The organism is Proteus terrae (assembly GCF_003144325.1).
Lineage (GTDB): Bacteria > Pseudomonadota > Gammaproteobacteria > Enterobacterales > Enterobacteriaceae > Proteus > Proteus terrae.
In genome coordinates this window covers 147,532-171,048 of sequence record NZ_PENS01000002.1, presented here as the reverse complement: position 1 = coordinate 171,048, position 23,517 = coordinate 147,532, and the positions used below count along the sequence as shown (strand labels likewise).

The following is a 23,517-nucleotide window of genomic DNA, read 5'->3' as shown; positions in this document are numbered from 1 at the left end:
ATGCCACAACCCTCTCTTTATGAAATGCTAACGGGTTATTTTTCAGGTGGGTTACCTGTTGATTCTATATCAGAAGAAGATCAGGTTATTCTTTCTGTTATGGATAATATTCGTCGAATATTAAATTCACGAGCAGGAACACTAAAACATCTGCCTGATTACGGTTTACCTGATATGAGCAAAATAATTCAAGGACTACCAGGAAGTTCGCATAAAGTAATGTCTATATTATCAACAACATTACTAAAATATGAACCTAGAATAAAATCAGTAACACTAGGTATATTACCTGAAAATGAATTTGGAAAATTGTGTTATTCTTTAGATATTGAATTACATGAAAGAGGACTTATACGTTATGGTACTGAGTTTTCACCTGATGGAAGAATATTTCTCCACCATTTAAAAAAACAATTTTATTTATCATGATGTTATTTCTTTCTATTTATTCTTAATTTTCTTTATTTAGATTTATTTTTATATTATTGAGACCTTAAATTAACTGAGGCAACTATGAATTCTTACTTAGATTCACTTTCAATTGGAGGTGATCCTCGTGTATTTAATCAATTTCTTGCTATTAAAGAAGAAATTGATAAACGTTTTCATCCAGCTCGCCCAGATATTAATTGGCAGTATGTCCATGAATTGTGTATCTCTTTATTTAATCAAAATGGTGTCGATCTTCAGACCGCCTCTTGGTTTGTCGTATGTCGTCAACACCAAGCTGGACTTGATGGCCTAAATGAAGGGCTTTACCTTATTCATAAACTATTGACTCAACATTGGCAAACATTATGGCCAGTACAAACACATACTCGTATCAATATTCTTTCATCCTTAAGCCAACAGTTAGTCTCTGGTATTCGTGGTACAACTTTTGTCTATTCCGACTTATCTATTCTTTATCAAATTGAAGAATTATTAAAGAATATCAATCATCACCTTCAAACTTTAGAAATTAAACATCTTGTTCAATTTGATTATTTAGAGAACTTAGTTATTGCTCAAGCACAGCAATTAGAGAATGCAGACACATTAGATAGTAATTTTAATATTCCTGAATTATCCTCCACTGTCAATAAAGAAGAAAAGCCATCTGAAATTATCGATGTGATTTTATCTACACCCAAAAATATTCATGAAAGTATTACACCCCCCAAAACCTATATATCTTCTTCCATCTCATTACAGCCTCCCATAAAAAAGACATATCGTCAGGAGTTATGGCGAGGGATTTTAATTGGCACACTAACCAGTAGTTTATTTTTTATTATCCTATTTTATTTTTGGTTATCTGAATTAAAAAATAACAATCTAACAGATGCATTTCCTTATATTCCAACCATTAATGCCCACGCAGGCTCTCTTATTGAACAACAAACCGCAAATGGTAGAAACATAATAAGAACGCTCAATTCTGAACAGATTGACGTGATACAACAACGTTTAGATGAACTCGCATTACTTTCTCCCACATGGGCACAAAATTATGGACTTGAAGTAATCAGTTATTTGAATGCACAGTATGAAGATAATCCAGAGCTTTTATCATTTACGCAGCTCTGGAAAAATAATCTAAAAATAAATGCCACAACGGATGAACAACTCAATCAATGGTCTAAAGGCATGACTGAACTTGATGGATTAAGCCAAAGGTTAGATAGCTTTGATGGTAATCCTAAAAATTACATTACAGGCTCTGAACTTAAATCTATTATTTTCAAAGCTCGCCAACATTTCAATCAAGCTAAACCCTTAGAAGAAGAGCTACGCTTACTTGAAAAGCAACCAACACAAAATGCAGTTTCAGACTATGAATATCAACAGATAGATAATCATTTTAAACAACTATTAAATCGATATTCGTTATTGCGTTCTAAATAAGGAAAAATATGTACTTTATAAGAAGATTGATCCTTATTATCATTGTTAGTTTATTAAGTGGTTGCATTATGGGTTCACCTTATGGAGGACTTATCTTTATTGGCCCTATAGATTTAATTAGAATAAATCAAGAAAGGAGTAAAGAGGTAAATAAGTATTACCAAAACAGAAAAACTATAATAATGAAAACAGAAATTACATTAACACAAGAAGACCTTCTACTCTCCAAAGAAAATATTGGTGTGATTGAGTTTACATTACCTGATGATAAGGAATATACCACATCATTAAATCTTGATTACCGTGATAACACCATGTACAAAATAACATCTAAGATCCCCGTAACCATTAGTAATGAAAGGTACAGACTACCATTAATAGATTATGGAAAAATAGATAAGCGTTATTCAGATTATCAGTTATACTCCGCAGATTTTAGGATTTTTTCCCGTGGAAAAGGCTATTTTTATATAAAATTATCTTTTGATAAAGAAAATTATTTCCCTTCATGTAAATTCCATAGCAAAATTAAAAATGATATTGAGATCCCAATGTTAGAAATGAAATTTAAAGTAGAGAATAGTCAGTATCAAGATAAGGAGATTATCTGTACTCAATCTGAATTATAATTAAATAACTCAATTTTATATTAATAAATTAAAAATCATCATTAAATAGATGGCGAAAATGCGATAAAAAGTAACGAGTTATTACAGAATAGTTTTTAAATTAATAACTAAAAAAGAAGATAATAATAAAATCACAGTGTTAAGCCATCAGTGTATGGCATGATTAAATTGTCATATAATGACTAAAAATAAATAATTCTCATTATATTCAATAAAATACAAGTAAAAATACGTATATTTAATCACTAAAGCAACAAATCAATTAATAAGATTTATCTTTATTAAAAATACGTATTACTAAAACACACCTTAATTACATTCTGTTTCAATTGTCAACACTAATAAATATTAATTTTTAATAAACTAATTGTAATAAGTTTTATTAATTATTTAGATTGTAAGGTGTTTAAATGAATATAAAAATGTTTGTTATTTCATTGTCATTGATCTCTTTTGGCGCACAAGCATTGATTATTAATGAAAATAATCCACCAGAGTATCAATCTTTTAAATCAAATTATTCTGATATGATTGAGTTGGCTAATAAATCACGTTTACCACATCGGGTATTCTATACTTCACCAAGTACAGGCAAGAATGCACTATGGTTTGATGCTGTAAAACATGGTGATTTAAATGAAGTTAAAAAGATGCTTGCCAATGGTCAAAATATTGAAGCAAAAGACACGGGAAGCCTAGAACAAACAGCTCTAGGATGGGCTGCGTTTATTGGTGATGAAGAGATGGTAGAATATCTCATCTCTCAAGGTGCAAGCCTTTGGGCTACGGATAAAGACAATGTTTATAATGTTTTTAAATCAGCAGTCTTAGGAAATAATGTCAATGTGGTAAAAAAAATTCACGACTTAATGAGAAGCGATATCGAGCTCAATAACCAAAGAGTAGAAGACGATGGTGAAACATTTATTATGATTGCAGCCAGAAATAATCGTCTTGATACTGTAAGATACCTTATTTCTAAAGGTGCAGATGTTAATCTTGTTACTACAACGCAAGATAAATCATTATTCTCTTATAACCACAGTGCGTTAAGTTATGCTTGCCAAAATAATCTTAAAGATATGCAGAGACTGTTGATCAGAAACGGTGCTATAAATCATATAACAGGTACAACATCCTGCCATTAAATACACAAAAGCCATCCTATAATAAGATGGCTTTTGTTCTATTAGTCATTGAGTTTTGAGAAATAGAATTTTAATTAAAGCAACTAAAAAACGATTCAATATATTTATCAGAATTCAATATAAACAATACTACAACACTATTTTTAAACTACTTTCTTCTTTCTAAATATAACTATCTCACTTGGCTGCGTTATCGACTGCTTATCCTCAAAAACCATAAAATCTGTTTTAGTGGCTTCTAAGATAAGACTTTGAGGTGTAACACCAAGTATATAAGAAATAGTAATCAATTGATCTACTGTTATTTTTTGATGCCCATCTTCTAATTGAGAATAATGTAGCATGCTTATTCCCAACCTTTTAGACATCTCATTTTCTGTTATTTTCAATTGTCTTCTTATCATTTTGATTCTATTCCCAACTTTGGTGTTAATCATCCCTTTACTCTCCTTCTTTTATTAGATGATTACATCGATAAAACACCGAATTATAGTTTATAGACCATCAAACTATAAACTGAAAAGACTTAATCATTAGTTGTTGGATAACCGTAACATTACTTACTTTTATTAATTCTGTTAATAAGGTTATTCCGATATTTAAAATTTAAAATAATTTACATATCTATATGTTATTTTAACATTCGTCAAATTTAGAATAACACAATAGTATTAAATATCGAATGTGTAATTAATAAATATCAATAAGTTAGATGATTTTTAGTTGTGATTTTATAGAAGAAGAGAGATTTACTCTAAAAACCATAGATACAATCAATGTTTTTTATGCGGACATATTTATTATTAATAAACAATAAATTTTATGAAAATATAGATTGGTTACTTATTAGATAAAATAAATTAAATATTTATAATATTTATAATATTTATAATATTTATAATATTTATAATATTTTCATTCTTTGTTTTTTATAAAAATTTTCAATACTAGTATATATCTACGGTTTAAAATAAAACCGCAAGTATTTTATTTTTTCTTTAATTCAATTTCCTCATCATAAAAACGCAATTTTATGGGTTCATCATCTGCATCTTTAAAAATTAAGCGCAATTTTATCGCTGTCTTACTTGGAATATTTACATCTTCTTGAATACCACCTAAATATTCTACAAAATCATCAGCATCTTTAGCATAAATATTTTTCTTTTCATTTAAGCTTGTTAAACGGATAAGAGAGTCAGAGTTATTTTTAACAGCAAGAGTGACTAAATAATTATTTCCACCTATAGACTCAACAAAAAGCGTTCTAACTGTTGTGTATTTTTTCAGGTTATCTTTATCATAAATAATGGCTGCTCCGTCTACACTGCTACCAGATTGACGTTCTTCGTCAATTCCATCCATTAATCCAGATAGGTCATCTTTACTTACAATAGTTAAATTAGACGTGAAGGTTTTACCTCCTCTTTTATTGCACTTGTTTCTTGGGGTTCTGTCGCTAATGCAGCTGATGAAAAAAGTAATGTTATGCCTACTAAATGTGTTTTCCTCATTATGTCCCACCTATCAAATTAGGACTTACTTATAAAAATAAATATAAACTTATTTTTCCTTCTATGAATTAATGTAATATAAATAAATCATAATCGTGAATTAGATATATCCTAAGTACAAAAAACACGCCTTTTATTTAAATAATAATTTTATAAAAAATAAAAAACCTGATTTCGATTAAATATCGAAATCAGGTTTTTTAATCTACTGAATAAACGCCCCCAATTTTATGGAGTCACCTTCAAATTTGAAGTTTTTTCTAAACTATATCGATTAGAATCTGTAAAGGCTAAATGGTTTTGGATCTAAAACAGGTTTTTTACCAAGTAATAAATCGGCCGTTAACTCTGCTGATACTGGGCTTTCTGTCATACCCCAACCTGTTGCAGTATTAATCACTAAACCTGGGTACTCTTTAACTTCTGAAATAATTGGGTTCTCATCTGGTGCGATAGCCATTGCACCACTCCATTGATCAATTAATTTCGATTCTTTAAAGGCTGGGAATTCTGCTTTTAATTTTTCTAATGAAGCATTTAACTCAGGTAAATCAGGCAATGCAGTCATATTTCTAAATTGTTCAAACGGAGAAACTTCATCTAAGTTCCAATGTGTTGATTGCATAAATGAATTGATTAATTGTTCATTTAAAGAAATATGCACAGGGAAATCAGGTAGAGCTAATAATGGCAGATATTTATAACCGTAAGTGAAGGATTCTTTCACTACTGGCGCCACAATAACACGAGGAGAGGTTGCATAAGTACCATCAGCTTGTTCACGGAAGAAAATTCCCCCCGGTAAAGCAACGTTACCACCCGGTGCCGTTGGTGAGCCACTGATTAACTGTTGAGACTGATATGCAGGCAGTGTTGGAACATCAACATTGAGATTTTGCATAAATAGGCGTGACCAAACACCACCAGCAACAACAACTTGAGAAGTTTTAATTGCACCTTTCTCAGTGACAACGTCAGAAATCACACCCGCTTGCGTTTCTAAGCCACGAGCCGCACATTGAGTGTAAATTCTAACGCCCATTTTTTTGGCGTATTCAGCCATAACAAAGGTTGCAACTTCTGGATCGAAGCTACCTGAATCTTCTTCAAAGCCTGCAATTTTCCAATCTGTTGTTGCACCACGAAGACGTTGATTTAATTCAGCACCTTCAATAATTCTGGTTTTAAATGGAATATCTGAGCCAACATTCTTACTTCTTTCATCAATCCATTTTCTTACGTTAACTAAATCTTCTTCATCAAAAGGAACTTCAACGCGACCTTGTGTTCGATAAGTAGTATCAACACCTACTTTTGCATTCATTTCACGCCAGCGATGTTTGCCTAAATGGTGTAATAAGAACGTTTCATCAGGCATTTTATAGCTAATCGCCTGACCATAGAATCTTGAAGATTGCTCACCGGCGATGTTACCTTTCTCAACGATCACAACAGATAAACCACGTTCTACGAGGTTAATCGCTGTCATAATGCCAAGAATACCAGCGCCAATAACAACAACATCAGCTTGTTTTGGTAAAGCACCTTCAGTACCTTCAACAAAGCCATGTCTTGGCGTACCCGGAACAAAGCGCCCTTCGCGAGTTAACATTGGTGTCAAAATACCCGCACCAGCAGCAACAGCCACTACTGTTCCACCAATGATAAATTTTCTTCTAGATATCGCCATTTTACACGTTCCTTTTACTCAATGAATTATTAGCATTAAAATAATAACGATATCTTATTTCATTTGTAAACTATTAGTAAAGTATTTGTAAATCTTTTCATCTGTTTTTTTCTTAAAAATCCGTACTATTTAATTTACTTATACAAACAAGGGGATTAATTATAACTTTGTTTTTTATCGATTATTTAAGCACACTAAGTAAAATGAGAGCATATCAAACTAGTTGTTTTCTTGGTTTTTTCATCAAAATATAAAATTTTTCACTATTAAAGACCTACAAACCATCTGTTAAACATAGGTTGATTACACATTCAAACTACAAATAAACAAGCTGGATAAAATAAATTGGTTAACAAATAATCCACAAAATCACTAATGTTACTAAAACAATAAATTGAATACATAAAAAGGAGATAATGATAAGAAACATAACAAGGGAATGGTTATTCAATGGTGATTCAGAAGAAAATAAGAAGATAGTTGGAATGACCATACTTAAGATCATATTTATCTCTTTATATAACCAATTTTTAAAAAGAGAAATAAAAAAATATTAAGTTAAGTGCTCACCTATTTATAACAAATTTATTTTATGTGAGAATTCATCTAAATAAAAAAATAAGAAGCAAAATAAATGGCTAAAATTAATAATAGTTCTAAAGAAAAAGCCTATGCGGTAGCCCTTTCCTTTCGGTTGTATCTCGAATTACATTCGATTCCAATAGCCTCACAGCCTCTAAAAAGCGCTCAGCACAACGTTCAACTGATGACTTAAATAAAATTTTTTCAAAAGCTTTCTCTACTGTTATTAAATAACCACATAAAATTAACTAAAATACTCCCCCCCTCTAATATCAAAAATAATTTTCAGAATAAGTTATATGTAAACAATTATCATATTTATAAACCTCAAGATATTGCTCACTATCTCTTACTTTAGGATTTCCATAATAAACTGGAAAATCTAATTTATCAGTATACTCTCTTAATTGTTGATATGCTTTATTCCAATCATTAATAAGACAAAATGTCACACTACTATTTCTAAATCCTCTATCAATAATGCCATCACCAGTAAAAAAATAATTATTTGATATTCTAGGTACTGATTTAATCACAGAGGAAGTATTAAAATAATAATAAAAAACATTATATTCAGTGTAGATGTAACCTCTTTCTTTTGTATTTTTAATATCTTTTAATATCCAAAAAATAAGAATGAAAAATAAAGTCAGTAGAAATAATGTAATCCAATATCCTTTTTTCATCTTTTCTTCCTACTGTCTTGGTATTATTAATATTATATTTAAAACCTTATCACAGTAGCTCTATAAATACTGAAATACCGTGGTTTTTTGTGCTTAAACAGAATAGTATCCTCGAAATGCATTGAACGATGACAATCAAGAATATAAATTCTATCAAAACACATATCTCATTGAATGGAAAACAGGGGTAAAGAAAACACTATTTTATGATAGAAATCTGAATAACCAATAGATTAATCAAATAACCATTTAAAAAAAATTAACTTATTCTTATCGGATACGGATCATCATCCATCGTTTCAAACAAGCACTGCAAAATGGAGCCTTCCATTCTCACTAACCTCCAATTAACTCATATTATTCTTAATCAACACTCTTATTTCGTCATTAACAAACAAAAATACTGCTAAAAACTAATGTAATTTATCTAATTATTTGATTTAGGTAAAACGGTTTAAATCTTTTAATAAATAAAAACTGATAGATAATAACTATTAATAATCTATTTTTGATCGCTCATATCGATCTTTAAGTATTTTTACTGTAATCTCTTTTAAAAAGAGGGATTAATATGAGTTCAATTAATATTGTTGTAGGTCAGAGAATTAAACAGAAAAGAAAGCAGCTAAAAATAACAGGTATCGAGATAGCAAGAAGGCTTGGTATCAGTCAGCAACACTATTCGCGTTTGGAAAATGGGCATCTTAAGATAACCGTCGATCAGCTTATTGCTATTGCTTTAATATTAGGAATATCGCCACAAAGTTTGTTGATTACACCCGAAATAATGTCACCAATGCTAAATGCTTGGGCTGAAACAACTTTGTCATCAAATGAGATTGTTGTTTCAAGAAATAAGAAACGCCGTAATCTTAGATAAGAATGCAACAATATTGTTTAGCGCTATCTAATTTAATATTTAAACTATTTTAGTTAAAGAATATCGCAATTTTTCATCTTCTTTTATTTAAATAAAACCTCATCTATTTATAAAATCAATCGCTTGATTTCTTTGTTAAAAAAAATAATCAATTATTAACACCTTGTAAGTTAAACGTATTTAATTGAATATTTTTAGTATTAGAGATTTTATATCCGACCCCTCATTAATAATATAAAACAAACAATATTAATTAACTCTCTATAGATAAAACCATCTCAACATTACTCTTTATTAAATCTATTTTTAACTCATTTTCATTTATCTATTGAACATAATCACAAAAATCTGAATTAAGTTAATTTTGCGAATAATCTTATTATTTTTCTTGTCGTTTCTTATAGTATTTTATTGCTGTTATTAATATGATATTCTTAATTGTTTTTACGTTTAAAGTACTCATATTGTTATCATCATAATGTGTTATTTTTTTACAGTGAATTTAATATTGTAATATATCCTTAGCAAATCTCTTTTTTTAATTTACTTATTGCTATTTTACTCTTTCAATTAGCTTACTAAGCTAACATAATGAAAATAAAAATGAATAAAAGCATCATAGTGTTACCACTTAATCATAGGAATATATAATGAAATCATTATCTTCAAAATTACTATTCTTGTTTTATGCATTATATGCATGTAGCACTTATGCTGATGAAAATCTAAATGCAGCCTATGCAAAGTTACTAGCTCTTTCATTGACTGATGATATTAGCGCGTCAAAACTAAACTCAAATGAACTTAGCTATGACAAATATTCTTTACCCTATGAATTCAAAAATCTTTATGTAACAAAAGATTATTTCTTATCTATGAAATTAAACGGTAACTATCTTAAAATTAAATCCTCACCAGCCAATATTGACTCTCTAGGTAACCTGCGTGCTCATTGGGATGTTTTTAGCCTATCTGCTACCCCAAAAATCACCTACCCAATAAATGAAAAATTTAGCATAGAAAATGAATTAGAATTTGGTTATTCAAATATGAATAATAAATCTTCATTTCATGGTAATGAACAAATGAAAGAGATATTGCGTGAAGAGGGTTTATTAGATTGGAGCATAAATACATTTCATATAACACCAAAACTTGGGCTAAGAAATAATAACAAATTAAATAACAATGATGAATTTAATATATATGGTCATATATCATATATGTTTACTAATAGCTTTGGCAATGAAAAAAAACTAAACATCAATAATAATACAGGGACATGGTCTATTGGTGGCGAATATATTATGAATGACCTAATTAACTTAAATGGTGTAAATTTTAATTTAATTTTATCCAATGATATTGGTGGATTCTATGGAGAAGGCTATAGAGAATTATCATTTGGTTTTATTAACAATACTTCATTTGCATTAGAAACTCCTATTAAATTTTATGATAACCAAGTGAAAATAAAAGCAGGGATTGGCTATCTATCAAGTGACAATGCTCATGGCATCGCTTTCACATTAGGAATTAGATAGGTTCAAATTCTGATAGACATCAATAGATATCAGAATACCGAAGGCTGATTTCATAAGGGCTTTATGGATAGCTCTAGTTGTTGAAATATTTGAAAATAGCATGCCTTATCAAACGTTGTATTACTTTAGTATTTCTTTATGAAAAAATGGAAACGTACAAGAGTATTTCTGGGAAAATAAATTATTAATCTAATCATTTTAGTACATCATATATTGTAGAGATAATTAATTTCAACCTGAAGTTTTATGAAGTAGCAAGACTAGTTTTGGCTAGTAGTAAAATATCAATGACATAAGGTTTCGTGAAATGGCATTCATGGAAATACGTTATCAAATATTATCATCCAAACGTTTACAATTGTTAATATCTCCCCAGTAATAATCTTAGGATCCCTTAGGTTTTTGGCATTAAAAAATGTTAAGATTTGTCAGGGTTCAACGTTTATTTTTGTCGCTATCCATCTCGCTTTTATGGGTTTTCTAACGTGTCCGAAAATCATCATTATTATTCTGCAAATAATCAGCTATTCCACATAAAAACTAATTACTTTTGGGTTTATATTTAGCCCTGTAAACTCGTTTTTCACCATTAACGCACTCTAGGATAAACACCTCATTTACTGATCCGATTCTTACTTTAAAGTATGTTCCACTATCAACGTCAATCACTGTTGGGTAAGCATTACTGAAATTAGAAATTACGGTCTTCGCTATTGATTTGCATTCAGTAAATAATATTTTAGAACTATCAGATTTATCCAAAATGGGCGTTTTGCTATCTGGGATTTTATTCGCAACGGTCATCTCCAATAACTCTAAAGGAGTGTAAACAACATCAGACTCATCCTTAGTCATACCGAAAAATGGGATTAACATACATAACCATATTATTTTTTTATGTTTTCAATCCATTAATGTTATCAATAAATGACTTAATCAAGATCATCATCGTGTTGATGCAGGTCTTTTTTGTCGTATAAAAAACATGATCGCTACTGCCCGATTATAGCCTAATAGAAAACAGAGCATGCGTGCAAAATTGATGGCGTTTTAATGATAACGACACAAACATGACACAAGGAGGAAATCTAGTTGAATTTAAAGGAGAATAACTGCTTGATTTTAAATGGTACGCCCTACAGGATTCGAACCTGTGACCTACGGCTTAGAAGAGCGTAGAATTATGCTTTAATATCAACTAAATACAGTCTCACCAAGCGTTCACACGTCCCACCTTACCTAAAGTTACTTGAAGTTGCCTTAGGCTACTTCATGTTGCTTGTCCCAAATACGTCCCATCAATATCCACACCCTGCTATACTCTCCAAAAACTAACCGGATCTGTTATGAACCTCGCAAACCTAACTCAAGAAGAAAAAGATAAAATAAATGTCGATTTAGCCGCAAGTGGTGTCGCATATAAAGAACGTCTCAATATGCCAGTTGTTGCATCCGAAGTTGAACGACAACAGCCAGCACATTTGAGAGCGTACTTTAATGAACGACTAGCGTTTTATCGTGAGAGAAGTAAGAAGTTGCCTGATGCGAATTCGGTGCAGTATTTGAAAACAGAGTGATTAGTGATTTAAATAATTCTAAATGATATCATTCGTTAAATTTTTTTAAGAATAAAATTATGGAAAAAAAAGAAAGCAGTTTGATTTATTCAATACATTACTTGAGAGGCATCGCTGCTCTACTGGTATTTATGTATCACACAAGAGGGCTTTTAAATAACACGTACGCTCAGAGAGATCTTGGAAGTATATTGTTCGGAAATGGTTATTTTGGAGTTGACCTGTTTTTTATGGTTAGTGGATTTGTTATATATATATCGACAAACAACAGCCGCAGCATGAAATCTTTTTATGTAAAGAGATTTTTTAGGATATTCCCACTGTACTGGGTTTGTTTGTTATCATTCCTAATTGTAAATATTTTTATATTAAACAAAGGATATGGTATAGACATATTAAAAATAACAAAGTCTATTTTTCTAATTCCTCTGAATTTTGATGGCGTTCCTCCTTTCTTTGGATTCTCCATTATAACAACAGCATGGACGTTAACATACGAGATTGTTTTTTATATTATTTTTTCAATATCAATGATGGTATCACATAAATATAGAGCAGAATTATGTTCAATATTTATATTTATAATGGTTATTACATTGTACTTTCTATCGTCAAAGCAATCACTAATTAATCCATATTCCAGATGGAGTGATGGAGGAGTGTTGTCATTATTATCAAGCCCAATGTTTTTTGAGTTTGTAATGGGGATGGTTGCCGCGAAAATATACAACATAACAACAAAGGAAATAGCCACAAAAATATATGGAGTGTTAATATGTTTATCATTATTTTCAATATCTGGCATTTTCTTATTTAGCGGGCATGGCCCTATGTCAATAGGTATACCTTGCTTTATTCTTTTGGTGTCATTATCTCTAATTGAAAAGGTAAACGGATTTAAGAAGATAATGATCCTGTCATTACTTGGTGATATATCATACTCATTCTATATATCACACCCAATATCTCTTCTTGTATTAAATAATATAAACTCAATACAAGTGAAGAGCGGTATGTCTTTGGTGGTGATGCAATTATCATTTTCAATCTTAATATCTTTCATTCTTTACTCAACAGTAGAAAAGTGGTCAATAAAGAAGGCGAGACATATATTAAATAGTTAGGTGAAAGCCCTGAATATCAGGGCTAACATTTATACCACTTCAGACTCAATCGTTCCAAACAATGTGTATGATGGCACTGATCTTATATATCTGTTATTTGTTGTTGTGTTTGTTGGTAAAAACAATCTTCCAGCATCATCACCAGATAACACTCTGATATAATTTATTAATGGAAGGTTAAATTTACTATTTTCATTCCTATTATCAATAGCATAATCTATTACATAATCAAATGTAATATTTGAATAATAACCAGCTCTGCGAATATATGGAAATATTAAGTGTCCTGATGGTGATGTGTTGTTTCCTGAAAATGTAACATTATCAATGTGATATCTCCCCCAAATCTCAGTTAAATACACATTACCACCAAATACACTATCTCTTATTAGAGTATTTCCATTAAATTTAAAGTCTTTTTTTGTAGCTCTTGCGTTTAAGTTATTTATCTCAACACTTCCATAAGATAATTGTAACCCGCTAGAATCTAACATGTACGTGTCATTAACGCTCTTGTAAGTACCATTTCCAGAAATAACACTGGGATAATCATTCATTCCAAAGACGCAGTTTGATGAATTCATGTTTGAGCCTGATAACATGAATGCACCTCTGGAAAAAAAATCTCTGCCTTCAGTGATATATGGTGATATTTGATGATCATATAAAAATTGAACGTTATCTACTGAAACATCTATTCTGTTTTTAACCTTATCCGAATTACCATTAAAAGAAAGTATTTGAGTATTATTGTTTAACAATCTTCCATTGCTGATAAATATACTTCCCATATTTTCTTTCGTGCTTTCTATGTGCACTCCTCTATCATAACCAACAATGTTAAAATTATTTAATTGACCATTAACGCTTTCACTTTTTGTGAATGTCCCCTCAAAAACAACACCAGCTCTACCGCCTCTGTCTGTTCTAACATCCAAATAAGATACTGTTATATTATTTGACACAATATACAAAGCATCCCCGTAATCATCAAATGCCACTAAATTACCAGAATCATCTTTAACGTCAGTAGATTGATATCCATCTAAATTTCTACCAACTAACTTTATTTCTGTATTGTCACTAGATACAATCCAGACACCATATCCATTATTATTTTTACCAAATACATTTAAATATGAATTTGGGCAATCATCAATCCTCAAACCTATTGTTTTTCCTCTAGTGTTTGGTTTTGAGTTTCCCATTCCAGAATTATCAAAATTAAGATTTATATTAACTCTAGTCTTGCCATTCCCAAATATTGCGTATAGGTAATCAGTCTTTTTATGTTGCCACTCAGGGATTTGTATAACCAAATCATACTTAAATTTATGAACACCTGATGAATTAATTTCTATTGAGTCATAAATATAATCATCAGGAATTTTTATATGTAACGGAAAGTCTAAAGTTATTTCTGATATAGATGTTTCAAATTTAGTATAGCCGTTTTCAAACCCCCATTTAAATGCAGCCTCACAATTTTCCTTTGTAACTAATGGTGAGTTATTAAATATTCCAAATTCAGAAAGTCTAATGGTATCTGTTAATCTTTTTATTCTGAATCCATCATTGTTTACTATCACTGTACCGCCATTATCCAGTGATAACTTATCGTCATAATCTATATAAAAACACCCACCACCAATAGATGATCCTTTGAAATACTCAATAACATATAGTGATCTAGATTTTATATTTTCACTGTTTCTTAGTGATTCTATGTCATCAAAATACTGTACTTTACTATTTATCACTGGAGTTGTTTTTATATCAAACTGGTCAGGATCGTACTTCAACACATTCGGATAATAGAACTGCTGCGATCCGTAACTGTCATACACAGACATACTGTGACCCTCAACTGTCACAAACTTAGCAATCTGACCATTATAAACAGGGAATCCAGCCTGATTGATAATTAAAGGCTGCGGTACAGGAATGTGAGAACCATCTTCATTTTCTAAATAAACCTGAATTTGATTTTCTGGTAGTGTTGGATCGGTATCAATTTTTCCAATATAAATTTTACCATTACTCGCCGCTTGGAATTTCCTTGCGAGAGTGAATAATTGTGACGGCATTGACACTACGACATTAGGAATAATATCTGACATTGCTTTCTCCGAGCGTGAGTAGTCACACCAGATTAATCTGGTGTATTTTGGACGTAAAAAAACCGCAATTAAGCGGTGTTGTTATTTTTTAGGTTGTCCATAACCTAGTTGATTAGTTTCTGCTTTCGGCTTGACCAGTAGCAGTTAGAGTATTGATTATATTAGTTATCGCTCTATCTCTGGCAGTACTTCCTCGTGGTGTGTTGTGTAGGCGTAATAACATGTTTCTTATCGCTGGTGATTCATACATTCTAGCGATTAAACCGGTTCCAGTTTCAATGCCAAGAGAGGTTCCTCCGGTTAACAATGTGGCCGCTGTTCGTGTTGGAGTTATCAGTGACATGCCTGTTTGAGTAACTTGATTTGCCGTGCTGGCTCTTCTTGTCGCTTCGAGAACATCACGCATTCCCTCAACCATCCTGCGTTGCTGCTGGTTAAATACTGTATTAAACACCTGACTATTTGACTGATTGATTAACTGATTTAATTGAGTAACCATCCTCTGAGGAGAGCCATTAGCTTTCTCATAGGCACGAGTCAAATAAGCAGATCGCAATTGGTTTCTGCCATTTTCATTAACCATGTTGAATATTCTAGCGATGTCACTAGGACGCTTACTGTAAACAATATTATTGATTAGCTCTGGAGTGATATCACCTTTCTCCAATGCACGTTTTAACCCTGTTTTCTCTATCCCTCTTGCTATGTTTCGATATTCGTTATTAGCATGACGAAGCTGGTTTAATGTGCCAGCACCTAAGTTCTGACCAACAGATCTATTCATGTCATTTGTCATGGCAGTATTTATTCTGTTGTATGCAGACTCAAGAGCTGTTGGCATAGCTAAGTTATCTCCCTGTAGACTTTGACGAAGCTCTGTTCGTAAATTACGAAGCTCTTCAAAGCTAGCGCCATTTGCAACCCTATTTCTGAGGTTCGTTAGTATTTGCACAGCTGCGTTATTTGGAGCTAAACCATTTCCTATCCGTTGTAATGCCTCATCAATTGCTGGAATAGATCTGATTGGTGTGACTGGAACACCTGTCATTTGTTGAGTAATGTTATTTATCACGCCACCGTGCATATCCTTAGCTCTGCGTAATCCTGCGCTAACCTCTCCCTGCATAACATGTGGAGCATAAATACCGAACTCCTGTTCAATCATCTGTGGAATAGACTCGACAAAGTTTTCTCTTTGCTCTGCTTGTATTGCCCTGCGGTTACCAGTACCACCAATACTTTGCTCGCCTGCCTGTTGAAGCTGCCTTCCTACTGACGTTCTTGGTGGCAAAACATCTGTTGTCAGTACATCTATTCCATTTTGCTCAGCATTCCTTAATAACTGCTGAGTTTCTGGCGCGATATTTCCACTTGTTGCGCGAGATAGACCGCTAAGCCCGCGCTCAATAGCCTTTCCCCCACCACCAATACCAGCAGACAATGCAGTTTGCCACGGATTAATATCACCACCGCCTGCCATATTAACAGATGATTGCAGTGCTAAATCCGTTCCTGCTGATCTAGCTGTTGCGCCAACAATTGTTGGCGCTCTAGCCGCTGGAGTGAATGCAACTGCGTTCGCGATAAATGGCATGATATCTTCAGATGATAGGCCCGGCTTATTTAATGCGTAGCGACCAGAAGGTAAATCAACCAGTAAATTTCCCTTCTCATCTTGAGATACCTGCCCACCCATATTGCTGATAACTTTTACAAAGTCGTTATCATTACCGAACATTTGCACCCAAGCCGCTTTCATTGCATCAGTATTAAATGCATTCATTTCTGGTGATGACATGATCCCCTCTAGCCCTTGAACTTCGGGAGTCATCTTACTTTCACCAGTAAAGGCATCTATTGCGCTTTCACGGAAGCCTTTAGCATCATCAGACGATTGCTGTAACCCTTGAGAAAGGTTCTGGTTGGCTTGTTTCATGCCAGCGATATAGCTGTTTTCTGGCTGTGGTGGTTGAAGGCCTTGTTCTTGTTGTTCATCTAAAACAAAACCATCTGGCAGGCTATTATTTACAGGCTCATCCAAAACGAATCCATCAGGTAATCCTAAATCGGTTGCCATTGACCACCTCTAAAAATTATTTTTTGCCCTGTTTTTGGGTTGGTTGCGGTAGTTCCTTCTGAGATTGAGCCTGACTGACCTCCCCGCTGATTTTCAACAGTTGTTTTTGGAGGTTGCTGTTGCTCGTTAGTGTTACTCGTCTGCTGGTTAGGTGGTGTTTCATATCCAGAATTGATAACCATCATGGCATCAAATGCCTTGCCTGATTCTGCTCTAATTGCCTTGAATTGATTTTCAAGAAGTCTAGCCTTTGTTTTTACAGCAGCGCTTTCATCACCTAACTGGGGGGTGTATGTTCTAAAATAACGCTCCATTTCAAAATCAGGTATAGCAGCGCCTGACTCCTTACGAAGAATAGCTAAAACTGCATCCTGCATTGATGCTATGTATGACTGTTCATCACCAGATAAAGCCATCCTTGCAAATGTTCCATCCCTTAGGGCTGAATTAATAGCCGCCGCTCTTTGCGGTGACACTTTTCCAGAATCTACTAATGAGTTAGCTGTATCAATACCATTTCTAACCCTAAAGGCAAACCCAGCCGCCTTTCTTTGCTCACCTGTTGATTTTTCCATTATTCTATTGGCTTGATTTACAGATATTGGATTCCCCATTCCATCAATTTGAACAGGTTGATTTATAGAGCCCCTCTCCTCATCGCCATTTGAATAATATTTAATTATTCCTCCATCAGGAGCTTCTTCAACTTTAAATAATTTCTTTTCTGATGGATTTATCCCAGCAGCTTGAGCAAACGCCTTAGCTCCTTCTGGGTCAGTTTTTAACATCTGAGCATATTGAGAGTAGTTTTGCATTGCAGAGGTTGGGGCATAGGCTGATGTTAGTGCATTCGCCCTAGAAATATTCTGGCCACGAACCTGTACCTGGTGACCCTCTCTTGTTAGTGCTTCACCAGCTTGATTGCTTCTGATTTGCTCATCTAAACGACCTTGGTCAATCTGTCTGCCAAGTTGTTTATCTTGTAGGTTAAAATAATCATCAATGCCTAATGATGACATGCCAATATGATCAGCTAATTGAACAGCCGCTTTAGGGTCTTTCTCTGCAATAGATACAGCCTCCATTGGATCAATGCCAAGGCGACGAAATGTATCTGCATTCTGTCTAACGTAATCAGTGGCATTACCATTCATTACCGCATTGCGATAGCCAGATGATAAGTTACCCAAAGATTCGCGAACATCAGCGGAAACACCTTGCATACCGCCAGTGATAGCTTGAGCGTATTCAGGATAAGTAGCCAGCAACTGTCTCATGCCATCACGATCACTATTCGCGTACGCCTCACCCCATGCTTTTTGGAATTCACCAAGACGTTCTTTGGCTTTATTTTCCTGATAGATACCAGCAAGACCTACAAGTCCATTTAATGCTTGCAGACCCATGTTATTAGCACCAGAACGAGCCAGCTCATTACTTTGATTAATTGAGTTAATAACAGGATTTGCATCACTGGCTCTCGGTGCGTTATCATTAAATTGACCTATCGAACCAAGAAACCCACCTGAGTTAACTGATGGTTGCCATGTAGCCATTAGAACAATCCTCCCAATAAACCAACGCCAGCGCCGATACCAGCTCCCCACGCAGTACCAAGACCAGGAACAACACTACCAAGTTGAGCGCCAGCCATAGCACCACCAAGACCTCCCATCATTCCTTGTTGCATAGATGACGGTCGATTAGCCATAGCTGCTTGAGCATTTGCATTTTGTTGTAGCAATTGCCCCATATTGTTTGCGTAGTTTTGACCGGCACTAGCCTGCCCCTGCAAAGCACCAAGACCAACGTTGGCTAAGTTCTGGTAGTTATTCATTTGGTCAGCCAACCAACCTTGTCCAAGCGTAGGGGCGATAGATGCAAGTTGATTGCTTGTTGCTGTTGAACCTAATCCACCGGTAGCTTCTGCACTGGCTAATTGCTGATAACGTGCTTGGTTTGATAAATCGTTAAATGCTTGAGAGTTGTAGTATTGGTTTAATGCTTGACCCTGACCTTCTAAAGAAGATAAGTTTTGCAATTGACCAATATACTGTTGAGCGAGTGGAGTAAATGGCGCAAGGTTTTGCATGTTCGTTTGCCACATTTCACGCTGTAATGCCGTGGCTTCGCGAGTCGCATCAGCTTGAGCACCTGCACCACCATCACCACCACCTTTCATATATCCATGCATGGGTAGCAGTGAGTTTCTGAATTTCTCTGAAATAATCAGCATTTTAATAACTCCTCGTACTGTTCGCGTTTTAGTTGATAGATGGTGACACCTACTGGCCTGCCGTTACTCATATATGCATCATCTAAATGACCGACACGTATAGCACCAAGCATTTTCACAATAACGCGACCGTATTTTGTGGTATCTGGAACCATAGTTACTGAGTTAGTGAATTGACTATTTTCCAGCAACCACTTGCAGAATAATTTGTGTGCATCAAAGGCGTACTTGCCACGGAATCCAGCATCAAAGATGGCATGACACTCAACAACCGTATGCCAAAAATTACGCACCTCGAAAACACCAACCAATAGAACTCCTTCATAAATACCCAAGTAAAGCGCATCAGGTTTAATGAAGTACTGATCATTGCTATCAACGATATTTCCCGTGTTCGACTTATCATTTAAAAACTCAGATAGCCGAATAGGGTTATTAATAATTTTAATTTCCATTAGTCTATTAATCCGTGTGAGCGAAGTGCATCTTCTAGCGCCTTGATTCTCTGTCTAGCCTCAATTAACCCATTTGCTAGGGTTTGTATTTCTGACCGAGTGTAATCAGCACTGAATGAGTAGGACTGGTTAGCATTAAACGATCCCTTAAGTGCTGTACCCGTTGCTGATGTAAAGCCAGTAACACGAGTGCCAACAACTTTAGTTCCGTTTACTGAGTAGGATGCTGAAACATCGATAGGAGATTTAAGAGTTTGCTTGGTCAACTTCGACAGGGACACATAATCTGCATCAATCTCTGCTGTTTTTTCGGTTAAATAATCAATGTCACTTTCGGCGGTTGTTATTCGCTGTTCATGATTTTCAACTTTAACGTCAATGTCATTAAGCCTGATTTCATGCTCAATTATCTTTTCTTCAGCAGAAGTAATTCTTAATTCATGATCATTTAGTCGTTGTTCATGTATCTCTATCTTTGTTTCAGCTTTTCCAATTCTCTCTTCATGATCTTCAAGAACAATATCTTGCTCATCATTTCTAGATTGAGCATCAAAAGCCTCAGCACCAGCCTCATTTGCACGACCAGCTACCTTTGCCATATCATCAGCACCACTAAGCACTATGCGTCGATATGTTTCACTGAAATTAGTAGGTAGGATATCTGGAACAATATAAGCGGATTGAATTTCTATGGGTTTAGAAAGGTTTTCACTTGCCATTATTCAACCCTCATCGATAGATCGCTCAGTGTTACAGGTGACTTAGTAATAACGCGAACCTTAAACCCTATATTCTTCCTCACTCTTCCTACTCGTCGCCATAACACACGGCGGTCATATTGGAATGGTGAGTTTTGTTCAATCATTTGCTCACGACCAAAGTTAATGCCATCAGTCGTTGCGGAGAGAAATAACTTATCAGCAATCTGGGCAACGCCTGTTGATGCCTCAAGCTCTAAATCGAACACCCTTGCGTTATCGGCTTTAGCCATCGGTGCGTATAAAATATGCTCTACTTGCTTGTCATACTGAGATGATTTATTGAAGGCAAGATTACCAACAATCCCCTCGGTTTTATCCGCAACAGTGATTTGATTACCTTCATACATAAAATCAATTGCACGATAGGTTTCGTCATACAGTCCAGACTTTAGAATGCACCACTGCGGATATTGCTGGCTTCCCGCTGCGTCAAAGCAAAGTGTATGGCGCTGTAAGTGAACAATGAGTAACTCATGACCATCGAAGCGAATAGTCTCAAGAACCGCCAGCGACAACTCGTCAGGTGTATAACTACGAATTATTTTATCAATGCTTGCTGTAGATATTTGACTAGCAGAACCAGAGCCAAGGATATAGACAGATGGCGCGCCGTTTGCTGGGTTGCTGATGAATGCAAATGATTCCCCGAACTTACACTTAGCATCACGACCAGCAATACCCATCTGAACCATATAAGATGGCTGTGGCGCATATATTACTTGTGACGCACTCGTTGAGCCGGTAATAGTGAAGTATTCAATGGTTGACGAACCAAAGCAAAGCACCATGTCTCGCCAAGAATCGATAGCAATGATGCCGTCAGGTTGAGATTCAGCAGTGTAGAATGGACGATAGCGATCAGGTTTTGACTCATCTTCTAAGTCAGTAACGCCAAACCTTTCACCGCCTTTCTGTAACCAAATATAACGACCACGATTACGAGCAACATCGACAACATCACCTAATTCGTATTGAGGGTATCTTTCAACTACCTCTAACACTTCTTGTGTCATTGCAAATTCAGTAACGTCTTTGGCTGTTTGTTCGCTAGATTTAGCAAGGTTAATTTTATACGTGACTGTAATTTTACCGCCAGCACGCTTAACACCTTCCACCAGAACATCAGTAAGATAAGGTTTATCATCTTCTTCCTGCTGAGATAATTTAACGCCTACCATTTGCTCAGTGATAAGCATCTCATTACCGGTTTTACCATCAGAAGTTTTAGGCGTGATTTTTAACGTTAAGAACCCATCTAGATCATTCTTTGTGAGCGGTACAAAATCATCATTACCTTCTTTGTGAGTCCATTTTTTAACGTCACGTTTATAGCCTTCGGTAATTACCTTTTCCTCAGGCCAGTTAGTTAATTCTTTGACCTCACCGTCATAGCGATAGAGTTTTAACTTACCGCCTGACGCTACTGCTTGACTGTAACCAGAGTGCGCCATAGTCACCCTATCTTTACCTTGAATATCAGCAATAGCATTCTGTCCACGATAAAGTTTGTTACCACATACTCGATAGACCGTGTTGTTTTTCGTGTTGTACTGAACACCACGAGACACGCCATCAACACTATGACGCTTTTCTAGTGCAGGGAACGAACGCAAATATCCTGACGCATTCAATATTTCTTTCGGTGTTGCCAACATATTAACAGGAAGACCATCAATATAATCTGCTGTGTGCGGGTCTTTTCGCAAACCTCTAGCAAGAGGGATCTGAATCCTTGTCATGTGGTTTTCTCCTGTGGAAGTATCGTTGACCAGTCATCGTTAATAGGCGATTACCTGAGCCAATAGGGAAACCATCTGGATGATGAGATCTGGCATTTTTAGCTCTCTTTAAAGCACAACCGCGCATGAGTCTTTCTTTTCCATATCTAGCAGTTGTAATAACTTTATCGAGTGGGATAATTTGATAATCGGGAGCGATACGAGTAGCTAGGTTGTAGATGACCGCATTGATGGCTTGCTTGTGCAACCCGTGCTCATCACCTTGGTCAATAGGTGTATCTTCATCAGCGAACTTATAACCAGTGTGAATGCCAGCACCATCTTCAAACCACTCATACATCATTGACTCTAAATCAACCACGCCATCTTCTAATGACTGTGGCTCGATATCGGTTAATGTAGCATCAGAAGCAACACCTAGTTTACGCAGTGCCGCGATGACTAACTCACCCTTCGTTGTGATCTGCATCTTTCACCGCCTTTTTCTTGGTAGCGGGTTTATCTTCAGCCTTCTTCTTGGTGTCGTTTGGATTTTTACACCAACCATCTTTCAAATGACTTTCAATTTCATCATCGTTGACAGTGATAATTTGAAGGCTCATCCCCCAAACTTTCACATCACCATTAGCTTTATAAAGCATCGTTTTCATTTTCTTACCCCCATTACTGAATCAATAATTACCCCATTATCAGTCAGTAAATACACCAACTCGCCATCAGCCAAGTTAAATGCCTCACCATCAATAAAAATTTGACTGGCGTATCCTTCTTTATCCTTATCGCTACGGAAACTACCTGCCTGAATATAAGTAGCTGGCAAAGATGGCAATTGCTTTTTAACGAACATGGGTATCTCCAATAAAAAAAG

At 34.6% G+C, this 23,517-nt stretch carries 24 protein-coding genes; 8 read left to right on the top strand and 16 right to left on the bottom strand.

Annotated elements, in window-relative coordinates; translation table 11 throughout:
* The 4 genes from tssE to DK857_RS02745 all read left to right on the top strand — a co-directional run bounded on the left by tssE (window position 1) and on the right by DK857_RS02745 (window position 3,664).
* On the top strand, window positions 1-429 hold the full coding sequence (gene tssE / locus DK857_RS02760) for a type VI secretion system baseplate subunit TssE (protein WP_088494841.1): 429 nt from the start codon (window positions 1-3) through the stop codon (window positions 427-429).
* Between the two features lie 84 nt (window positions 430-513).
* Window positions 514-1,887 carry a VasL domain-containing protein gene (locus tag DK857_RS02755; RefSeq protein WP_109401483.1) on the top strand — a complete coding sequence of 458 codons (1,374 nt, stop codon included), beginning with the start codon at window positions 514-516 and terminating at the stop codon, window positions 1,885-1,887.
* A gap of 68 nt (window positions 1,888-1,955) precedes the next feature.
* Complete coding sequence (locus tag DK857_RS02750; protein WP_157957592.1) at window positions 1,956-2,516, top strand: hypothetical protein; 561 nt, start codon at window positions 1,956-1,958, stop codon at window positions 2,514-2,516.
* A 410-nt stretch (window positions 2,517-2,926) separates the two neighbouring features.
* Complete coding sequence (locus DK857_RS02745) at window positions 2,927-3,664, top strand: ankyrin repeat domain-containing protein (RefSeq protein WP_193528583.1); 738 nt, start codon at window positions 2,927-2,929, stop codon at window positions 3,662-3,664.
* Between the two features lie 143 nt (window positions 3,665-3,807).
* On the opposite strand, the gene DK857_RS02740 is transcribed toward DK857_RS02745, so the two are convergent.
* The 5 genes from DK857_RS02740 to DK857_RS02725 all read right to left on the bottom strand — a co-directional run bounded on the left by DK857_RS02740 (window position 3,808) and on the right by DK857_RS02725 (window position 8,136).
* On the bottom strand, window positions 3,808-4,101 hold the full coding sequence (locus tag DK857_RS02740) for a helix-turn-helix domain-containing protein (protein WP_109392790.1): 294 nt from the start codon (window positions 4,099-4,101) through the stop codon (window positions 3,808-3,810).
* A gap of 550 nt (window positions 4,102-4,651) precedes the next feature.
* Window positions 4,652-5,029 (bottom strand): hypothetical protein, encoded by a 378-nt coding sequence (locus tag DK857_RS02735; RefSeq protein ID WP_109401481.1) that lies wholly within the window; start codon window positions 5,027-5,029, stop codon window positions 4,652-4,654.
* A gap of 423 nt (window positions 5,030-5,452) precedes the next feature.
* Window positions 5,453-6,868, bottom strand: a complete 1,416-nt coding sequence (locus tag DK857_RS02730) for an NAD(P)/FAD-dependent oxidoreductase (RefSeq protein ID WP_109392788.1) — start codon at window positions 6,866-6,868, stop codon at window positions 5,453-5,455.
* 349 nt (window positions 6,869-7,217) lie between these two features.
* On the bottom strand, window positions 7,218-7,373 hold the full coding sequence (locus tag DK857_RS19115; RefSeq protein ID WP_157957591.1) for a hypothetical protein: 156 nt from the start codon (window positions 7,371-7,373) through the stop codon (window positions 7,218-7,220).
* Window positions 7,374-7,722: 349 nt separating this feature from the next.
* Complete coding sequence (locus DK857_RS02725) at window positions 7,723-8,136, bottom strand: hypothetical protein (protein ID WP_109401480.1); 414 nt, start codon at window positions 8,134-8,136, stop codon at window positions 7,723-7,725.
* Between the two features lie 571 nt (window positions 8,137-8,707).
* Here DK857_RS02725 and DK857_RS02720 point away from each other — a divergent pair.
* Together DK857_RS02720 and DK857_RS02715 are read left to right on the top strand one after the other, a co-directional pair.
* The gene (locus DK857_RS02720; protein ID WP_109392786.1) at window positions 8,708-9,016 is read left to right on the top strand and encodes a helix-turn-helix domain-containing protein; all 309 of its coding nucleotides are present in this window, start codon (window positions 8,708-8,710) and stop codon (window positions 9,014-9,016) included.
* A 650-nt stretch (window positions 9,017-9,666) separates the two neighbouring features.
* On the top strand, window positions 9,667-10,560 hold the full coding sequence (locus tag DK857_RS02715; protein ID WP_109392785.1) for a hypothetical protein: 894 nt from the start codon (window positions 9,667-9,669) through the stop codon (window positions 10,558-10,560).
* Between the two features lie 540 nt (window positions 10,561-11,100).
* Here DK857_RS02715 and DK857_RS02710 read toward each other — a convergent pair.
* The gene (locus tag DK857_RS02710) at window positions 11,101-11,436 is read right to left on the bottom strand and encodes a hypothetical protein (RefSeq protein ID WP_109401479.1); all 336 of its coding nucleotides are present in this window, start codon (window positions 11,434-11,436) and stop codon (window positions 11,101-11,103) included.
* Window positions 11,437-11,906: 470 nt separating this feature from the next.
* On the opposite strand from DK857_RS02710, the gene DK857_RS02705 reads away from it, so the two are divergent.
* Window positions 11,907-12,137, top strand: a complete 231-nt coding sequence (locus DK857_RS02705; protein WP_109401478.1) for a DNA polymerase III subunit theta — start codon at window positions 11,907-11,909, stop codon at window positions 12,135-12,137.
* Window positions 12,138-12,196: 59 nt separating this feature from the next.
* Window positions 12,197-13,261 (top strand): acyltransferase family protein, encoded by a 1,065-nt coding sequence (locus DK857_RS02700; RefSeq protein WP_109401477.1) that lies wholly within the window; start codon window positions 12,197-12,199, stop codon window positions 13,259-13,261.
* 29 nt (window positions 13,262-13,290) lie between these two features.
* On the opposite strand, the gene DK857_RS19320 is transcribed toward DK857_RS02700, so the two are convergent.
* The 10 genes from DK857_RS19320 to DK857_RS02645 all read right to left on the bottom strand — a co-directional run bounded on the left by DK857_RS19320 (window position 13,291) and on the right by DK857_RS02645 (window position 23,496).
* Window positions 13,291-15,381 (bottom strand): phage head-binding domain-containing protein, encoded by a 2,091-nt coding sequence (locus tag DK857_RS19320; RefSeq protein ID WP_227003106.1) that lies wholly within the window; start codon window positions 15,379-15,381, stop codon window positions 13,291-13,293.
* Between the two features lie 112 nt (window positions 15,382-15,493).
* The gene (locus tag DK857_RS02690; protein ID WP_109401476.1) at window positions 15,494-17,458 is read right to left on the bottom strand and encodes a hypothetical protein; all 1,965 of its coding nucleotides are present in this window, start codon (window positions 17,456-17,458) and stop codon (window positions 15,494-15,496) included.
* Window positions 17,443-19,014, bottom strand: coding sequence for a phage DNA ejection protein (locus tag DK857_RS02685; RefSeq protein ID WP_109401475.1), 1,572 nt, complete (start codon window positions 19,012-19,014; stop codon window positions 17,443-17,445). The genes DK857_RS02690 and DK857_RS02685 overlap by 16 nt, the downstream gene beginning before the upstream one ends.
* Window positions 19,014-19,694: a DNA transfer protein gene (locus DK857_RS02680; protein WP_109401474.1), complete on the bottom strand. Its 681-nt coding sequence runs from the start codon at window positions 19,692-19,694 to the stop codon at window positions 19,014-19,016. The genes DK857_RS02685 and DK857_RS02680 overlap by 1 nt, the downstream gene beginning before the upstream one ends.
* Window positions 19,688-20,149, bottom strand: a complete 462-nt coding sequence (locus DK857_RS02675; protein ID WP_109401473.1) for a DUF2824 family protein — start codon at window positions 20,147-20,149, stop codon at window positions 19,688-19,690. Before DK857_RS02675 ends, DK857_RS02680 begins: the two co-directional genes overlap by 7 nt.
* Window positions 20,149-20,868: a coiled-coil domain-containing protein gene (locus DK857_RS02670; RefSeq protein WP_109401472.1), complete on the bottom strand. Its 720-nt coding sequence runs from the start codon at window positions 20,866-20,868 to the stop codon at window positions 20,149-20,151. Before DK857_RS02670 ends, DK857_RS02675 begins: the two co-directional genes overlap by 1 nt.
* Window positions 20,868-22,649 carry a packaged DNA stabilization protein gene (locus DK857_RS19520; RefSeq protein WP_227003105.1) on the bottom strand — a complete coding sequence of 594 codons (1,782 nt, stop codon included), beginning with the start codon at window positions 22,647-22,649 and terminating at the stop codon, window positions 20,868-20,870. The genes DK857_RS02670 and DK857_RS19520 overlap by 1 nt, the downstream gene beginning before the upstream one ends.
* A complete protein-coding gene (locus DK857_RS02655; protein ID WP_109401471.1) occupies window positions 22,621-23,118 on the bottom strand; it encodes a packaged DNA stabilization gp4 family protein in 498 nt (165 codons plus the stop codon). The genes DK857_RS19520 and DK857_RS02655 overlap by 29 nt, the downstream gene beginning before the upstream one ends.
* Window positions 23,096-23,299: a hypothetical protein gene (locus DK857_RS02650; RefSeq protein ID WP_109401470.1), complete on the bottom strand. Its 204-nt coding sequence runs from the start codon at window positions 23,297-23,299 to the stop codon at window positions 23,096-23,098. Before DK857_RS02650 ends, DK857_RS02655 begins: the two co-directional genes overlap by 23 nt.
* Entirely contained in the window at window positions 23,296-23,496 is a 201-nt protein-coding gene (locus DK857_RS02645; protein WP_071233440.1) for a hypothetical protein, read from the bottom strand. The genes DK857_RS02650 and DK857_RS02645 overlap by 4 nt, the downstream gene beginning before the upstream one ends.
* Between the last annotated feature and the right edge of the window lie 21 nt (window positions 23,497-23,517).